Here is a 16,272-nt window from a genome sequence, read left to right on the forward strand (position 1 = left end):
GCGGTGCTGAGGCTGGTGGCGGGGGCGGCGGACTCGCGGAGGCGTATGCATACGGGGGCTGCGGCCAGTTCGACGCAGGTGTCCCCTTCACCGCCGCCGGAGTACGTGGACTTCTGCCAGAGCGGGGCTTGATCCGGCACGCTTCTCACAGCTCCTTCGCCAAACGGTGGATGAAGTCCCGCGACGCTGTGGGTTCCAGAGACGCTTCCCTCACCTTACGAAAGAGCGTTCGGAGTTGCTTCAACTGCGCCTGCGCATCGATGAACAGGACGCCGGTCGGGGCGTCACGTAGACCGGTGTCCAGCTGGGGCACCGGACCGCCCAGGTACATCATCGAGGCGGCGGCGCCCCCGAAGCCGTCCTGGTCGATGGGGATGACGCGTACCGTCACGTGGCCCTGCTCGATCTCATCCAGAATGCGCCGGAGTTGAGCGAGTGAGGTCTGCCGGTCGGCCACGCGGACGCGTAGGGCGAACTCATGGACGATCGTCTCGTACGCCAGGGGGACGTCCCTCTCGATGACCGCGCGCCTCCGCATCCGGTACTCCACCCGAGGGGACAGCTCGCTGTCGGATAGCTCTGGTCGGTTGTAGCTGAACACCGCTCGGGCGTAGTCGGGGGTCTGGAGCAGCCCGGGTACGTAGCCGACGGACACCTCGTGGAGGTACCTCGCATGGTGCTCCGCCTCGGCGACGTCCAGATTCACCTGGGGCAGGACTCCCCGGTAGTCGTCCCACCAGCCGCGCGTGTTCTCCGTCGCGATCGTGACCAGAGCCTCCACGAGTTCTTCGTCCGTGCAGAGGCAGTGAGCCGCGAGCCTTCGCAGCCGCTCCTCGCTGATCGCCGAACTCCCGGCCTCCATCTGGCTCATGTGCGCGGAACTCACCTTGAGCAGCCCGGCCACTTCCTTGGCGGGCTTGCCTGCCGCCTCCCGCAGTCTGCGTAGCTCGGACCCAAGGCGCACCTGTCGTGCCGCGGGCTGGTTCCGCATGGTCATCCGGGCAACTGCCTCTCCGCGACTCCACGTTCGGGTGTCAGATTACGGCAGAGCGCTGCGAGGGTATGAATTCCTACCCTACTGTCGGTGACGTGCCGCACACTCTGCGAAACGCCGGGGTCCCGGAAGCGCACCACTCCGTCATGCCGTGACGGCTGAGGCAATGCCACCGCTGAGCCCGATCAACCCCCACGCACACTCATGGAGTTCACCCATGCCCGAAACCGGCGCCGACCCCTGGGAATACGTCCTCCACATCCCCCACGACCCCCGAGCCGTCACCGTCTCCCGCCGTACGCTCCGCCTCATCCTCACCATGCACGGCCTCCCCGCCCTCCTGGACACCGCCGAACTCCTTGCCACCGAGCTGATCGGCAACGCCGTGCTGCACACCAGGGGCCCCGCGGCCCTGCGCGTGCGCTGGACGGGCGGCGCGCTGTGGATCGGCGCGTGGGACGCGCACCCCCAGCCACCGGGCCCGCCCGTCCGCTCCGGCGATCCCTACGCCGAGGCCGGCCGGGGCCTCGCCCTCGTACGGGCCTGCACGAACACCTGGGGCTGGCAGCCGTCGTCCCGGTTCGGACAGTCGGGCAAATACGTGTGGTGCGAACTGCTGTGTGACCTTGCCGCCGCGTGACTCGTTGACCAGCCGAACGAAAGGAGGGAGAGCCGATGGTCAGCTCGTCGCACGAGGCACTGCACCGGATCTTCCAGAAGGACCCCGCGTTACTCACCCGCACCCTTGCAAAGGGTGTTGCACGTGCCCTTCCCCGAGCCGCGCGAGTTCGCCGCCATGAACGTCGACCTCACGGAGATCGAGCCGGTCGAGCGGCGCGTGGACACGCTGCTGAGGGCGGAGACCGATGAGGGGACGTACCTCCTGGTCGTCGAGTCACAGGGCAAGAAGGACGAGGACAAGAGACGCAGTTGGCCGTACTACCTCAGCTACCTGTACGCGAAGTACCGGTGCGACCCGGTGCTCATCGTGATCACCCAGAACGCCGCGACCGCGCGCTGGGCGGGGGAGCCCATCCATTTGGGTGTGCGCGGCCGCCCCTCGTTGACAGTGCGACCCCTGGTGCTGGGCCCGGACAACGTCCCGGTGATCGCGGACGAGTGGACGGCCCTGCAGGACCCGGCCCTCGCGGCGCTCTCGGCGATGACACATGGTAAGGGCGTCCAGGCTGCCGCCATACTGGAATCCCTGGTAGCCGCCCTGCGGAGCCTTGACGCGGAAAGCGCCGCGGTCTTCGTGCAGTTCGTCGATTCATGCCTGGTGGACCCCCAGGCGCGAAAGCTGTGGAGGGACTTGATGACGGATATGCAGTACTTCTGGCGACACCCGCTGGCCGAGCAGACGCGGGAGGAAGGCCGGGAGGAAGGCCGGGAGCAGGGTCGGATCCTGGGCCGAGCCGAGATGATCATCGAGGTTCTCGAGTGGCGGGGCATTCCGGTCCCGGACACGGTCCGTGAACGAGTCACCTCCTGCATGGACCGCGCGCAGCTCAAGGTCTGGGGGGAACGGGCGCTCCATGTGGCCGAGGCCGAGGACCTGTTCCGTGCCCGAACCTGACCCCGACATCGCAGCTGCATTCGACCAGAGCCTGCTCAAAGTGTCCTTCGCCCAGTGGAGCGAGGAGCAGAAGGAGGCGTACGTCCACTGGGTCGCGCTGCAACAACGCGACATGGCAGCGCGTCGGCGTGCCGTTCTGCGGATGCTTGAGTGGCGCGGGATCGAGCCGACGCTGATGCTTCGCGCGCGGCTCGAGTCCTGTTGTTCGAAGAAACTGCTCCTCGCTTGGCTGACCAGGGCGTCCGTGGCAGGCACCGCTGCCGAGGTCATCCGCAACGATTAGCCCGCACCGCGTCCGATAGCCGCTCCGAGCAGAGTGCCCCCTGGCCCGAGCGTGCTGCTCCGCTGGGTGACCTCCCCGATCAGGATGCGGCCAGGCCGAACAGAATCGAGCTGAGCAGTTGACCGCCCCTGTTCCAGGGCGGAAGCAAGGGGCTCGGGTAGGCCGGGGCTCGCTCTCGCCGACCTCGGGCGGGCGAGCCCGGCGCCGAGGAACACGGCGAGATTCCGCATGCACAGCTCACTTCGGACGACAGTTCAAAGTGATCTTTGTTTCTGGTGATCTTTGTTTAATTGTGATGGTGACGAGCGTGGGGACTTGTGCTTTGATGTGTTCGGTTCTGTTTGGTGAGCTCGATGTCGTGATGGCTTGATCGCTTGATCGCTCGATTGCGGGTACGGATGGGGAGTCCGGCGTGAAGAAGACCTCGACCCGGCTGGCCGACGGTCGTGAGCTGATCTACTACGACCTGCGCGACGACACCGTGCGCGACGCGGTGGACAAGCGCCCCCTGGAGCGCACCGTCACCACTTCGGAGGTACGCAGGGACCCGCTGCTCGGCGACTCCGTCGCGATCGCCTCGCACCGGCAGGGCCGCACCTACCACCCGCCGGCCGACGAATGCCCCCTGTGCCCCTCCGAGGGCGACCGGCTCAGCGAGATCCCCGACTCCTCGTACGACGTCGTCGTGTTCGAGAACCGCTTCCCGTCACTGGCCGGCGACTCCGGCCGCTGCGAGGTCGTCTGCTTCACCTCGGACCACAACGCGTCCTTCGCCGACCTCACCGAGGAGCAGGCCCGCCTCGTCCTGGACGCCTGGACCGACCGCACCGCGGAGCTGTCGCATCTCCCCTCCGTCGAACAGGTCTTCTGCTTCGAGAACCGGGGTGCGGAGATCGGCGTGACCCTCGGCCACCCCCACGGGCAGATCTACGCCTACCCCTTCACCACCCCCCGCACCGCCCTGATGCTGCGCTCGCTCGCCGCCCACAAGGACGCCACCGGCGGGGAGAACCTCTTCGACGCCGTACTGGAGAGCGAACTCGCCGGCGACCGGATCGTCCTCCAGACCGAGCACTGGGTGGCGTTCGTGCCGTACGCGGCGCACTGGCCGTACGAGATCCACCTCTACCCCCGCCGCCGCGTGCCGGACCTCCTGGCGCTCGACGAGGGCGCGCGTGCAGAGTTCTCCCAGGTTTATCTGGAACTCTTGAGGCGCTTCGACCGGATCTTCGGCGAAGGTGAACCGCCCACGCCGTACATCGCCGCCTGGCACCAGGCACCGTTCGGCGCGCTGGAGGAGTTCGAGGGCGTCAACCGCGACGACTTCGCGCTCCACCTCGAGCTTTTCACCATCCGCCGCACCTCCGGCAAGCTGAAGTTCCTCGCGGGTTCCGAATCCGGCATGAACGTGTTCATCAACGACGTGCCGCCGGAGCGCGCGGCCGAGCGACTGCGAGAGGTAGCGAGTTCATGAGCGGTAAGTACCTGGTCACGGGCGGTGCCGGTTACGTCGGCAGCGTGGTCGCCCAGCATCTGCTGGAGGCGGGCCACGAGGTCGTCGTCCTCGACAACCTCTCCACGGGCTTCCGCGAGGGCGTGCCGACGGGCGCGTCCTTCATCGAGGGTGACATCCGGGACGCCGCGAAGTGGCTGGACGCGTCCTTCGACGCGGTGCTCCACTTCGCCGCGTTCTCCCAGGTCGGCGAGTCCGCCGTGAAGCCCGAGAAGTACTGGGACAACAACGTCGGCGGCACCATGGCGCTGCTCGGCGCGATGCGCGAGGCGGGCGTGCGCAGGCTCGTCTTCTCGTCGACGGCCGCCACGTACGGCGAGCCCGAGACCACCCCGATCGTGGAGTCCGCGCCGACCCGCCCGACCAGCCCCTACGGCGCCTCCAAGCTCGCCGTCGACCACATGATCACCGGCGAGGCGGCCGCCCACGGCCTGGGCGCGGTGTCGCTGCGCTACTTCAACGTGGCCGGCGCCTACGGCTCCTGCGGCGAGCGCCACGATCCCGAGTCCCACCTGATCCCGCTGGTCCTTCAGGTCGCGCAGGGCCGCCGCGAGGCGATCTCCGTCTTCGGCGACGACTACCCGACGCCCGACGGCACCTGCGTCCGCGACTACATCCATGTCGCGGACCTCGCCGAGGCGCATCTGCTGGCGCTGGACGCCGCGGTGGCCGGCGAGCACCTCATCTGCAACCTGGGCAACGGCAACGGCTTCTCCGTCCGCGAGGTCATCGAGACGGTCCGCAAGGTGACCGGTCACCCCATCCCCGAGGTCGTCGCCCCCCGCCGCGCCGGCGACCCGGCGATCCTGGTCGCCTCCGCGGCCACAGCCCGCGACCGCCTCGGCTGGAACCCGTCCCGAGCGGACCTCGCGGGGATCGTGGCGGACGCGTGGGAGTTCGCGCGGCGACAGGCCGGATGAGGTCGTCCCCGGCCGTGCACCGGTGAGGGTGTCGGCCGGGTGGGTGTCGGCCGGGGTGGGTGTGGGCCGGGGTGCCGGTCGGTAGGTTCGGCCGGAGTCGCGGTCGGTAGGTTCGGCCGGATCGCCGGCCGGTGGGCAAGGAAGGGTCAGGGTCAGGGCATGAGCGAGGCCGTAGAGGGCGAGGCCATGGAGGTCGGGGCCATGGAGGCCAGGGCCGTCGAGTCCGGGGCCGAGGTCGCTGTCGCCGAGCGGTTCGAGGAGCTGTACGGGACGGCGCCGGAGGGGGTGTGGGCGGCGCCGGGCCGGGTCAACCTGATCGGCGAGCACACCGACTACAACGACGGCTTCGTCATGCCCTTCGCCCTCCCGCACACCACGGTCGCCGCGGTCTCCCGCCGCACGGACGGTGTCCTGCGCCTGCACTCCTCCGACGTGGACGGCGGTGTGGTCGAGCTGACGCTGGACGGGCTGGCCCCCGAGTCGGACCGCGGCTGGACAGCGTACCCGGCGGGCGTCGTCTGGGCCCTGCGCGAGGCCGGCCACGCGGTGACCGGCGCGGACGTGCACCTGACGTCGACGGTCCCGACGGGCGCGGGCCTGTCCTCGTCGGCCGCGCTGGAGGTCGTGGTGGCCCTGGCCCTCAACGACCTCTTCGACCTCGGCCTGAAGGGCTGGCAGCTGGCCCGACTGTGCCAGCGCGCGGAGAACGTCTACGTGGGCGCGCCCACCGGCATCATGGACCAGACGGCGTCGGCGTGCTGCGAGCAGGGCCACGCCCTGTTCCTCGACACCCGTGACCTCTCCCAGAAGCAGATCCCCTTCGACCTGGCGGCCCAGGGCATGCAACTGCTGGTCGTCGACACCCAGGTCAAGCACTCCCACAGCGAGGGCGAGTACGGCAAGCGCCGCGCCGGCTGCGAGAAGGGCGCGGCCCTGCTGGGCGTGGACGCCCTGCGGGACGTGGCGTACGACGACCTCGACGCGGCGCTGGAGCGCCTCGGCGACGAGGAGGAGGTCCGCCGCCTGGTCCGCCACATCGTCACGGAGAACCACCGGGTCGAGCAGGTGGTCGCGCTGCTGGAGGCGGGCGGGACACGGGCGATCGGCCCCGTCCTGATCGAGGGCCACGCGTCGCTGCGCGACGACTTCCGCATCTCGTGCCCCGAGCTGGACCTGGTCGTCGACACGGCGATCGCGTCGGGCGCGCTGGGCGCGAGGATGACGGGCGGCGGCTTCGGCGGCTCGGCGATCGTCCTGGTCGAGTCGGCGGACGCGGACACGGTCACGAAGGCGATCCAGGAGGCGTTCGCCGCGGCGGACTTCACGGCGCCGAGGGTGTTCGTGGCGGTGCCGTCGGCGGGGGCACGGCGGGTGTCCTGACCCAGTCCTGCGTGGGCCGCGCCGCGCCGACGACGTACCGCTTCGCGTACACCGTCGGTGGGGCGCGGCCTCGCGCATGTGTTTCCCGCATTTCACCCGCGAACGCTCGCCGGCATCCACAGCAAGATCGCTCACCGCCGTATCCGCGCCCCACGCCTGAGTACGAACCCGCATGCGCTCCGCTCGCCCTGGACACCACACTGTCACAGCAAATGGCTAAAGTGGTCGGTGAGTTGCCGGTGCTACGGGAAGGGCAGTGATGGCGGACGGGGGTTCGACGGGCGGCGCGACGGGCCCCTCGTGGGTGTCGGGCATCTTCGACACCGCGCGCGACGCGGCCGCGGACGTGGCGACGGAACTGTCGTCGTTCACGGCGTTCCAGAAGCGCGTGGACCAGTTGATCACCGACCTCAAGGACTCGGACGCGGGCCCCGGCAAGGTGGGCCAGGAGCCGCTGGCCCGGGCGCAGTTCGGCGGCGGCAACGGCGAGTGGGCGCAGGCGGCGGGCCTGTTCACCGCGTACGAGACGGTCATCACGGAGCTCGAGAACCTCTCCAAGCTGCTCTCCGACTCGATGGAGGGCATGGGCATCGCCGTCATGGCGTCCCACAAGGGCTACCAGAACATCGACCTCGACATCCGCGACCGCATGGCCACGATCAGCGCGGAGACGACGGAACACTACGGCGGCACGTACGACCCCGGCCTGCCGACGTCCCCCGAGGCTTCGCCCCGCGACGCGACGGCACCCGGAGAGACGGGCAGCGGGCCCCAGACCAAACCCCAGACACCGACGGACGGTGGCGACGCGGGAGGCACGATCTGATGCCCGGCGGCAACCCCTTCGAGGACATGAGCCACGAGCGCATGCTGCAGTGGCTGGACCAGGCGAACAGCGGAACGGTACAGGCGGCCGCGGACCGCCTGGCCAAGGCGGCGGAAGAGATCCACAAGATCGCGGAGGAACTGAAGATCCGCCCGCAGTGGGTCGAGTGGAAGGGCGAGGGCGCGAACGCGTTCCGCACCTGGACCGCCGACCTCGCCAACTCCACGCTCCGCCTGGGCGACTTCAGCGAAAGCTCAGCTAAATGGCTGGCGCAGGCGTCGAACGCGATCGCCCGCGCCCAGGCGGCGATCCCTCGCGACGCGGGGGCCGCCGAGTCCAACCGAGTCGCGGCGGCATCGGCCCCGAACGACCCGGACGCGGACACCATCTCCACCAAGTCGACCGCGGAACTGGCGGCCTTGGCAGAAAACAAGGAGAAGGTCCGCAGGGAAGCAGCCGCCGAGATGACCAAACTGGGGCAGGCGTACGAGTTCTCGGCGGTGCAGCTGAACGCCTTGGAGAGGCCTAAGTTTCCGCCGCCGCCGGAGGCGGTTCTGCCACCGGAGAGTGCCAGCCGACGCGACAGCCCCATTCAAGTACGCCCGAATACTTTTGTTCAAGGCGTCTCTTCCGGTGGCGAAAGCGCACCGTTGGATTCCGCCGGAGCCCGGGAGACCCCCAACAATGCTCCTGACAGTGTGAGGCGATCGTCGGAAAGCCATCCGCACGGGCGGGTTACACCTTCGGAGCATGCTCCACCGACCCGAATGGGCATCGACTCCGTCGAAACGCTGCTGCCGGACAAGCCGACGGGCCTTGGGAGCAGCCCAGCCCCCACAGGGCGGGTAGACGGCTCGGCAACGGCTCCGCAGTCGAACTTCGTACCCCCAGTTCCAGGAGTCGGACCAAATGTTGTCCCCAAGAACCCGGCTGCGCAGGGGCCTTCGGGTGTAACCGGCCGAGTGCCTCAGGTGCCCGGTTCGGTACCTTCTTCGCCGAATCCCGCACGCGCGCCGGGCGGGACCGGCGTCATCGGAGGTCGCCCAGTTGCTCCGCCTCCAGGCGGACCCACAGGAGCGATCCATCGTGGAACGGTCGTGGGAGCACATGGTGCGACTGGTCGTGTCTCCGGCGGTCCCACTGCCGGACCCACGACTACAGGACGAATCGTCGGTCAACAGGGACAGATGCTCGGTCGGAACCTCCCTCCTTCGACGAGCGGTGTCATCGGCGGCACTCCTCAGCGCACGGGGCGTGGTGTGCTTGGCGCTCCCGGCCCCTCCGGTGCTGGAACGGCCGGATTGGGCGCGAACGCCAGCAACACGCCCCGAGGTGGCGTTGTGGGCGGTACCTCGAGCGGGGCTCGCCCTGGGGAGAACAGAGGAAAGAATGCTCGTCCGGTGGCTCAGGCGAACCCCTCAGCGGGCACAGGTGGCAGGGGCATCGCGCCACGCCGCTCGACCACTGACAAGGAGCCCCAGCGGCAGGGCAACGGTCGTAGCGTGCCACCGGTCATCGACTGACGGGAATGTAGGAACGGAGAGCAAGCCGCATGGGTACCGCCAGTACACGAGGGAGCCATCGCGCCGCGACAGCGGCGATATTCGGCCTGCTGCTGGTGGGTGTTGCAGGAGCACCGGCACATGCTGAGTCGATTCGCGATCAGCAGTGGTTTCTCGACGCCATGAAGGCCGAGCAGATGTGGCAGGCCAGTACCGGCAAAGGCATCACGGTCGCCGTCATCGACAGCGGGGTCGACCCGACCACTCCCGATCTGGAGGGGCAAGTCCTTCAGGGAAAGGACTATGCCGGTGCCGAGCCCGGAGACGAGCACACGGACTATGAGGGACACGGCACGGGAATGGCGGCCTTGATCGCCGGGACTGGCGCGTACAACGGTGGTCGGGGTTCCTTCGGGCTTGCCCCCAACGCGAAGATCCTCCCCATCCGCATGCCCAAGGCCGAGACGGCGGCCAACGTGGCCGATGCGAACAGACAGTTCAATGACGTGGCCCCAAAGGCGATTCGCTATGCCGTAAATGAGGGTGCGCAGGTCATCAACATCTCCATGGGGCAAACCCAGGGATCCCAACAGCTGTCGGACGCAGTGAAGTACGCCTTGGACAAGGGAGCATTGATCTTTGCAGCGGTTGGCAACAGTGGTGATGAAGGGAACGAGCCTGAGTATCCCGCAGCCACCCCAGGGGTTGTGGGGGTAGGAGCGGTCGGCAAGGATCTGCACAAGACTGCCGAATCTCAGTACGGTCCTCAGGTGGACATGGCTGCACCAGGGGAGGGAATGGTCGCAGCCTGTGGCAGCGGGACTGGCTTCTGCAAGTCCCACGGCACCAGCGACGCCACAGCCATCGCCTCAGCGTCGGCCGCCCTCATCTGGTCCAAGCACCCCACCTGGACCAACAACCAGGTCCTCCGCGTCATGCTCAACACCATCGGCGCCCCCACCGACGGCGCCAAGCGCAACGACTCCATCGGATACGGCATCGTCCGCCCCCGCGTCGCCCTGCAGAACCCCGGTGACCCCGGCCCCGCCGACGAGTACCCGCTGCCGGACCTCGCGGCCGCCGCATCCGCGCCGCCGTCCCCCGACCCGTCGTCCGTGACGGACGCCGCCGATGCCCCGGCCAAGGACAAGAGCGCTGAGGAGAGGTCTTCAGATTCCAAGACGGACCCCTTCGTATGGATCGCCTTCGGCGCCTTCGCCCTCGCGCTTCTCTGGGGGACCGCCGTAGTCCTCGTCCGTAAACGGCGAGCCGTGAACGCCGCCGCGCCCTACCCGACGGTTACGCACTCCTCAGGAAGCCAACCCCCGAATCCGGCCGCGGGCTTCCCGAATGCGCCGCACTACCCTCCTCCGGGATCCGGAAGCGACATCCCTCCCGGCCGAGGACCGGACGCCGCCGTCTGAGGGCGGTCGGGCGCCTCGTATTCCGCGCCCAGCAAGCCACCCTTTACCGGTAATGAGGCACATCAACAGTCGGCAGCGCCGTGAACCTGGACGAGGAACGGGAGAGTACCGCGCATGGCGTGGGACGAGTGGGAGCAGTTGAAGTCGCAGGCGGCCGAGCGGCAGCCCGACGGAATGCGGCTGAACCAGTTGGAGACGAGCAGTGGGTCGTCCAGCGGCCCGGGCTCGGGCAAGTACGGGGATCTGACCGCCAGCCAGGGCGACCTCGCAAAGATCGGTGAGCACGCCTTCGATCTCCACGGGAAACTGTGGGACAAGGGCCGCGCTCCCGTGTCCAGCAGCGACAAGGCCGCAGGCGACCTGACGAAACAGGGTCTCGCGCTGGGCGGCGCGCTTCAGCATGTGTCGACCCGCTGGGAGGAGCAGCTGACCTCACTCCGGGACGCCTGCGCCCACATCTCGAACCACATGACGGTCTCGAAGAAACTGCACATCGACGGCGATCATTACATCGGTCGCAAGTTGAGCAGCATCGACACCTTGGACGCTGGCTTCGACGAGCGAGTCGGAGCACCTGGCCAGAAGAACCCGTTGTACGGCGAAGCGGCTGACAAGGGCAAGAAGGACGACTGATGGATCTCGACGCACTCCGCTTCGCCAGCTTCAAGCTTCTCGACGACGCCATCGAGGACTGGTCGACCACGGTCAGCAATTTGGCTGAACTGAAGGAGGCGGCCGACAAGGGACTCAGAGGTGCCGCGAACAAGGCCAACTGGACCGGCGAGAACGCCACGGTCTCCAAGGAGTTCATCGGAAAGACGGCTGGCGAGTTCGAGGACGCGCACACGCAGGCCGAGTCCATCCGGAACATCCTCAGGGACACGCGCGGGGAACTGAAGGGGTACCAGGACAAGCTCCAGGCCGCCATCAGCCGCGGCCTCAAGAAGAACCTGACGGTCACCTCCACGCAGGGCGGAGGTTTCACCGTGACGATGAACATCCATCCCGACCGCGCCGCGAAGGGGACGACGGTTCCCGAGCACGACGCGAAAGACGTGACCGCCCTGCGTGACGAGGTCCAGAAGATCCTCGACGCCGCGACAGAGAGCGACAACTCGGCCAGCAGGGTGCTGAAAGCACTCGTGGACCAGACCGAGCTGGGCTTCTCCGACGCGAGCTACAAGAACCGCGACTCTGCGGCAGATGCCCTCAAGCGGGCCGACGACCTCGCCAAGCTCGCGAAGAAGAACCCGGAAGACCTCACGGAGCGGGAGTTCGACCGGCTCAACGACGGCCTCAAGAAGTACGCGAACGACGATCTGTTCGCCGCCGAGTTCGCGACGAGCCTAGGGGCTCGCGGAACACTGGATTTCTGGGCCGGTATCAACGACCCCAACGGTCCCCGGGACTTGCGAATTGGACGGTCTGACCAGTTCGACGAGCTGCAGAAGAACCTCAGCCTCACCCTCGCCAACGCGAGCCAGAGCGACACGACTGGTATGACCGAGTGGAAGAACACCATGGTCGGTCTGGTGGACAAGCCGGTGAGCCGCGAAGGCGTGTACGCGCTCGGCGGTCAGGTCATGAGCAACCTCATGCGGTGGGGCGACTTCGACGACAAGTTCCTCCACCGGTACGGCGACAAGCTCATCGAGACCGAGAAGAAGGTCACGGGCAACGGCAGGCACGGAGCCTGGCAGCCCATGGGCATGGACCCGCTGCTCAACCACACCGGGACCGATTCCGGCTGGGACCCGATGACCGGATACCTGAAGGCCCTGTCCAACAACCCGGACGCGGCGACCCAGTTCCTCAACGACACGTTCGTCACGAAGAACGAGGACCACGACTTCACCGAGGAGAAGGGCGGCAAGGAGGTCAAGAGGTCCCTCACCAACTTCGACTACCTCTTCGAGGAGCGCGACTGGCCTCAGGAACTGGACTCCAAGGGCGAGGACAGCATCGCCGGCCGCAACAACCTGGCAATGGCAATCGAAGCCGCCACGACCGGGCATCCGGCAGGAGAGATGCCGACGGTGGACACATCGCCTCACAATGCGGCTCAGACGAAGTTGATGGAAAGCCTGGTGGCGTCTATCGCAGACAATCCAGGACGCCTTACCGATCACGGATACATGTCGGACAGCGTCGGGCAGATCACGTCAGAATACTTGCCGGACATCAATCGGGCGCTGAGCGATGTGGAGAGAGACGGGAAATCGGCTGACTGGCGCGATATTCAACGGATGTATCCGGTTCACGGCTCCGAAGCCGAACTCGCCCACGCCGACGTGAGTAAGCTTCTGTTCGCACTCGGTCAAAATGAAGAGGGCTACGCTGCTGTCGAGGTGGGCCAGAAGGCCTACATGGCTCAGCTGATGGATCATCACTTGAATCCTGACCTTCCCGAGGGTCAGCGCGTTTCCCAGGACCCGGAAATTGTCGTGAGGCAAATCGCGGGAAGTTCGGGAGAAATCTCAGGGACGCTTGGCATTGGTCAGCAGGAGGCTATCGGTCAGGATGCTTCGGACAAGGACAAGGGGTACGCCCACTCCATGGCCCAGTACAAGAACTGGATCTCCGGTGGAGTGGGTACAGCGGTCGGAGTTGGGACTTCGTTCCTGGCCACACCCTGGGTCGGTGCGGCTGTTGGTGGAGGTGCAGGAACGGTCACGAGTGTAGTGCTGGAGTCTGTTTTCCAGGATGCCGAAGGAACGGCCCTGGCCGATGCCCAGAAAACAGGAGGAGAAGTCTGGCAGAGGGGCCTCGAGTCCAACGGGGAGATTACGGCTTCTGCCGCGCGGCTTGCAGCCGAGAGTCATGGATCAGTGGACGCAGGGGACGCGAGCCTGTGGGCGCGAGGATCCGCCCGGCAAGGGTATATCAATGCACGCGCAATTCTTGAAGGCCAAGCCCCGGGAAGTATTACAGGATACGCTGGCTCTTGATAGGGGATATCTGGTGAGGAGAGTAGAAAACGGCCTTCTTGGGAAGTCCGCCGCTGTCGTGGCAATGATATGCGTACCCATGGTTTCAGGGTGCAGCGGAGGAGAGTCGAAGCGTGAATACAAGGTGCCTCGGGCTCTGTGTGGAATTGCTGTCGACCGCAGCGATTTGACTGCCTTTCTGCCGGTCGGGAAAAATATCTCTGTTACATCGGACTCTGGAATCGACTGGCGGAGATGCAACGTTGTCGTCGACAACACGTCTGTAGTGAACGTCACGCAATTCTGGCTGGAGAAGGGTAGAACAACGGCCTACTTTGCGCGTGGGCAGACGTTGGACGATCCGAAAGAGTCGATGGAGGGAGGGAGGTTCCTCTACTCGGGCTACGAGGCGTTTGGAAAGACCAAAAGCTGTGTCGATAAAAAATACGGACAAGAACTGTATACGGCAGTGCAGGCACAGGGGTCCAAGCACAGGGACGCCGATGCCATGAAACGCCTCATCCTCGCCTACACCAGGGAGGTCGAGAAGTCTGCAGCCTGCACCACGCCACCGCAGTGATCCCGGCGTACGGTGCGAACCCCTTCAAAGGGGTCGAGATGCCCACGGGCGCCCACGCCGAGTAACCAGCGGCGAAGGACAAGGCGGCACTCGTAGCGGGCATGTCCCCCCGTTCCGCAGGATCGACTCGTCCGGGGCGCACCCCGTACCAACCGGCGCCCCCTCACCCCAACCGCCTCGTCAGCGTGTACTCCGTGATCCCCGGTGGATAGTCCGGGATCACGCAGACCACCTCGTAGCCCAGCTTCTTGTAGAAGTCGGGGGCCTGGAAGTCCCAGGTTTCCAGGCGGGAGGCCTGGCAGCCGCGGTCGGTGTGGGCCGTGCGTTCGGCCTCCCTCAGGAGGCGGGAACCCAGGCCCGAGCCGCGGGCGTTCTCGTCGACCCACAGGTACGTGACGTGGAGCCAGGTCGCCCAGGTGTGGCCCACCAGGCCGCCCATGAGGGTTCCCGTCTCGTCGAGGGCCCAGATATGCAGGGGCGTCTCCCGTTCGTCGGGGGTGCCGCGCAGCTCGCGCAGGACCGGTGAGGCCGCCGTGTTGGTGGCCCGCAGCCGGGAACGCAGCAATTGGGCTCGTTCTCTGTCGACTTCTGTCTCGATCCGAAACATGCGGCACACCATAAACGCGTTGGCCAACCAGTTCTGCAAATTACCTTCCGCTCCTGCCCCCCGGCCTTACCCTGATGAACAGCGCCGGTGGGGGCCGGTGCTGATCAGGGGGCGAGACAAGTCGGGTACGACGCCCGGAGTGGGGGTAGCGGTTCAGCACGGCGGCGGCCGTGCGGCTGCGGCGCCCCGTCCCAGGTGTAAACCGGGGAACATTCCGGGCGCCGTACCCGCGCCGGTCGTCCCCCGACCAGTGGGGGTTTCAGTGGTTCGCATCCGAGTCCTGGTCGTTGACGACCACCGCATCTTCGCCGAGTCGCTCGCCGCGGCCCTCGCCGCCGAGCCCGACGTCGACGTGTCCGCGGCCGGCAGTGGCCCGGCCGCGCTGCGCTGTCTGGATCGCGCGGCGGCGGAAGGGCGCAAGTTCGACGTGCTGCTCGTCGACGCCGATCTGGGCGGGCACGGTCAGCCGCCCGCCCCGCGCTCCGGCCACCTCCCCGGAGGGGCCGCGTACGGCTCCGGGGCGCCGACGGCCGGCCGCGGGCCCGTCGCCGCCGTCTCCGGGCCGGTGCCCGTGCAGGACACCGGCGAGGACGGCCTCGTCGACGGCATATCCCTCGTCGCCGGTGTGCGGACGGGGCAGCCGACCGTACGGACCGTCGTGCTCGCCGAGAAGGACGACCCGCGCCGGGCCGCGCTCGCCCTCCAGGCGGGGGCCTCCGGATGGGTCGCCAAGGACTGCTCGCTCTCGCGGCTGCTCACCGTCATCCGCGGAGTGCTGCGCGACGAGACGCATCTGCCGCCCGCCCTCCTCACCGGCGTGCTCCGCGAACTGACCGCCGCCCGCAAGCACCGCACGGAGAGTGAGCGGCTCGTCGAGTCCCTCACGCCGCGTGAGCGGGAAGTGCTTCGGTGCATGGTGGCGGGCCTGGGGCGCAAAGCCGTCGCCGAGCGCCTGTTCCTGTCGCCCCACACCGTCCGCACCCATATGCAGAACGTCCTCGGCAAGCTGGGCGTCCACAGCACCCTCGCCGCCGTCGCGCTCGCCCGCCGGGCCGGCGTCGGGCCCGTCGACCTAACCGGGGATGTTGTCGAACGGGGCGGTCAACTGGCGTAGCAGCCCGGCCAGTTCACCTCGCTGGGCCCGTGACAGCTCGGCCAGGATCGCTCGTTCCTGGTCGAGGAGTCCGGCGAGCGCCTGGTCCGCCCGGTCCCTGCCCTCGTCCGTCAGCCGCACGAGCACGCCCCGACGGTCGCTGGGGTCCGGCAACCGCTCGACCAGCCCCTTCTTCGCCAGGCGGTCGATGCGGTTCGTCATCGTCCCGGAGGTCACGAGCGTCTGCGTCAGGAGTTGACCGGGGGAGAGCTGGTACGGCGTACCCGCGCGCCGCAGCGCCGTCAGGACGTCGAACTCCCACGGCTCCAGCTGGTGCTCGGCGAACGCCAGCCTGCGCGCACGGTCCAGATGCCGGGCCAGTCTGCTCACCCGGCTGAGTACTTCAAGCGGCTCCACGTCGAGGTCGGGGCGCTCCCGGCGCCACGCTGCGACCAGCCGATCGACCTCGTCCTCCATGGCGATCAGTGTAGTGGTTGTGTCGATGTGAAGTCTCTTGGCATCAAGAGGGTTGTTGTGAAGCTTCTTGACGTCGAGATACTTCCCGTACGAGAGTGAGGTGTCCGGCCTTGAGGACTTACGAGGAGGTAGCCCGACCATGCCCCCCACCAGCCCCACCACCCCTACCG

The 16,272-nt window shown here is 67.4% G+C and carries 15 protein-coding genes and 1 pseudogene; 12 read left to right on the plus strand and 4 right to left on the minus strand.

What is annotated here, in order from left to right; all coding sequences use genetic code 11:
- The coding region (locus tag AOK23_RS44005) for a DUF397 domain-containing protein (protein ID WP_206336152.1) at nucleotides 1–149 on the minus strand (149 nt) is incomplete at its 3' end.
- Nucleotides 146–997: a helix-turn-helix domain-containing protein gene (locus tag AOK23_RS08385; protein WP_055712114.1), complete on the minus strand. Its 852-nt coding sequence runs from the start codon at nucleotides 995–997 to the stop codon at nucleotides 146–148. The genes AOK23_RS08385 and AOK23_RS44005, both read right to left, overlap by 4 nt.
- 214 nt (nucleotides 998–1,211) lie before the next feature.
- Here AOK23_RS08385 and AOK23_RS08390 point away from each other — a divergent pair, with 214 nt between their 5' ends.
- The 11 genes and pseudogenes from AOK23_RS08390 to AOK23_RS47750 all read left to right on the plus strand — a co-directional run bounded on the left by AOK23_RS08390 (nucleotide 1,212) and on the right by AOK23_RS47750 (nucleotide 13,925).
- The gene (locus tag AOK23_RS08390; protein WP_055712115.1) at nucleotides 1,212–1,634 is read left to right on the plus strand and encodes an ATP-binding protein; all 423 of its coding nucleotides are present in this window, start codon (nucleotides 1,212–1,214) and stop codon (nucleotides 1,632–1,634) included.
- A gap of 35 nt (nucleotides 1,635–1,669) precedes the next feature.
- Nucleotides 1,670–2,570, plus strand: a pseudogene (locus AOK23_RS08395) (hypothetical protein).
- On the plus strand, nucleotides 2,557–2,853 hold the full coding sequence (locus tag AOK23_RS08400; RefSeq protein WP_055712116.1) for a hypothetical protein: 297 nt from the start codon (nucleotides 2,557–2,559) through the stop codon (nucleotides 2,851–2,853). The pseudogene AOK23_RS08395 and the gene AOK23_RS08400 overlap by 14 nt, the downstream one beginning before the upstream one ends.
- Before the next feature lie 412 nt (nucleotides 2,854–3,265).
- A complete protein-coding gene (gene galT, locus AOK23_RS08405) occupies nucleotides 3,266–4,327 on the plus strand; it encodes a galactose-1-phosphate uridylyltransferase (RefSeq protein WP_055712117.1) in 1,062 nt (353 codons plus the stop codon).
- Complete coding sequence (galE, locus tag AOK23_RS08410; protein ID WP_055712118.1) at nucleotides 4,324–5,286, plus strand: UDP-glucose 4-epimerase GalE; 963 nt, start codon at nucleotides 4,324–4,326, stop codon at nucleotides 5,284–5,286. The genes galT and galE overlap by 4 nt, the downstream gene beginning before the upstream one ends.
- Nucleotides 5,287–5,487: 201 nt before the next feature.
- Complete coding sequence (galK, locus tag AOK23_RS08415; protein ID WP_055712125.1) at nucleotides 5,488–6,666, plus strand: galactokinase; 1,179 nt, start codon at nucleotides 5,488–5,490, stop codon at nucleotides 6,664–6,666.
- Nucleotides 6,667–6,925: 259 nt separating this feature from the next.
- Nucleotides 6,926–7,492: a hypothetical protein gene (locus AOK23_RS08420; RefSeq protein ID WP_079049371.1), complete on the plus strand. Its 567-nt coding sequence runs from the start codon at nucleotides 6,926–6,928 to the stop codon at nucleotides 7,490–7,492.
- Nucleotides 7,493–9,044: 1,552 nt separating this feature from the next.
- Nucleotides 9,045–10,418: a type VII secretion-associated serine protease mycosin gene (gene mycP, locus AOK23_RS08425; protein WP_055712119.1), complete on the plus strand. Its 1,374-nt coding sequence runs from the start codon at nucleotides 9,045–9,047 to the stop codon at nucleotides 10,416–10,418.
- A 114-nt stretch (nucleotides 10,419–10,532) separates the two neighbouring features.
- Entirely contained in the window at nucleotides 10,533–11,051 is a 519-nt protein-coding gene (locus AOK23_RS08430; RefSeq protein WP_055712120.1) for a hypothetical protein, read from the plus strand.
- Nucleotides 11,051–13,366, plus strand: coding sequence for a DUF6571 family protein (locus AOK23_RS08435; RefSeq protein ID WP_055712121.1), 2,316 nt, complete (start codon nucleotides 11,051–11,053; stop codon nucleotides 13,364–13,366). The genes AOK23_RS08430 and AOK23_RS08435 overlap by 1 nt, the downstream gene beginning before the upstream one ends.
- A complete protein-coding gene (locus AOK23_RS47750; protein ID WP_157877976.1) occupies nucleotides 13,320–13,925 on the plus strand; it encodes a hypothetical protein in 606 nt (201 codons plus the stop codon). Before AOK23_RS08435 ends, AOK23_RS47750 begins: the two co-directional genes overlap by 47 nt.
- Before the next feature lie 163 nt (nucleotides 13,926–14,088).
- Here the strand turns inward: AOK23_RS47750 and AOK23_RS08445 are convergent, their stop codons facing one another.
- Nucleotides 14,089–14,544: a GNAT family N-acetyltransferase gene (locus tag AOK23_RS08445; protein ID WP_079049372.1), complete on the minus strand. Its 456-nt coding sequence runs from the start codon at nucleotides 14,542–14,544 to the stop codon at nucleotides 14,089–14,091.
- A gap of 250 nt (nucleotides 14,545–14,794) precedes the next feature.
- Between AOK23_RS08445 and AOK23_RS08450 the strand changes: the two genes are divergently transcribed.
- Complete coding sequence (locus tag AOK23_RS08450) at nucleotides 14,795–15,646, plus strand: response regulator transcription factor (RefSeq protein ID WP_055712123.1); 852 nt, start codon at nucleotides 14,795–14,797, stop codon at nucleotides 15,644–15,646.
- On the opposite strand, the gene tamR is transcribed toward AOK23_RS08450, so the two are convergent.
- On the minus strand, nucleotides 15,605–16,102 hold the full coding sequence (gene tamR / locus AOK23_RS08455; RefSeq protein WP_055712124.1) for a MarR family transcriptional regulator TamR: 498 nt from the start codon (nucleotides 16,100–16,102) through the stop codon (nucleotides 15,605–15,607). The genes AOK23_RS08450 and tamR overlap by 42 nt on opposite strands.
- Nucleotides 16,103–16,272: the final 170 nt, after the last annotated feature.

Source organism: Streptomyces torulosus, from assembly GCF_001419765.1.
Classification (GTDB): domain Bacteria; phylum Actinomycetota; class Actinomycetes; order Streptomycetales; family Streptomycetaceae; genus Streptomyces; species Streptomyces torulosus.

Coding starts and splice junctions, on each gene's coding strand:
- AOK23_RS08420 (WP_079049371.1), top strand. CDS start 6,926: ATGGCGGACGGGGGTTCGACGGGCGGCGCGACGGGCCCCTCGTGGGTG.
- tamR (WP_055712124.1), bottom strand. CDS start 16,102: ATGGAGGACGAGGTCGATCGGCTGGTCGCAGCGTGGCGCCGGGAGCGC.
- galE (WP_055712118.1), top strand. CDS start 4,324: ATGAGCGGTAAGTACCTGGTCACGGGCGGTGCCGGTTACGTCGGCAGC.
- AOK23_RS08445 (WP_079049372.1), bottom strand. CDS start 14,544: ATGGTGTGCCGCATGTTTCGGATCGAGACAGAAGTCGACAGAGAACGA.
- mycP (WP_055712119.1), top strand. CDS start 9,045: ATGGGTACCGCCAGTACACGAGGGAGCCATCGCGCCGCGACAGCGGCG.
- AOK23_RS08385 (WP_055712114.1), bottom strand. CDS start 997: ATGACCATGCGGAACCAGCCCGCGGCACGACAGGTGCGCCTTGGGTCC.
- AOK23_RS08430 (WP_055712120.1), top strand. CDS start 10,533: ATGGCGTGGGACGAGTGGGAGCAGTTGAAGTCGCAGGCGGCCGAGCGG.
- AOK23_RS08435 (WP_055712121.1), top strand. CDS start 11,051: ATGGATCTCGACGCACTCCGCTTCGCCAGCTTCAAGCTTCTCGACGAC.
- galK (WP_055712125.1), top strand. CDS start 5,488: ATGGAGGCCAGGGCCGTCGAGTCCGGGGCCGAGGTCGCTGTCGCCGAG.
- AOK23_RS08390 (WP_055712115.1), top strand. CDS start 1,212: ATGCCCGAAACCGGCGCCGACCCCTGGGAATACGTCCTCCACATCCCC.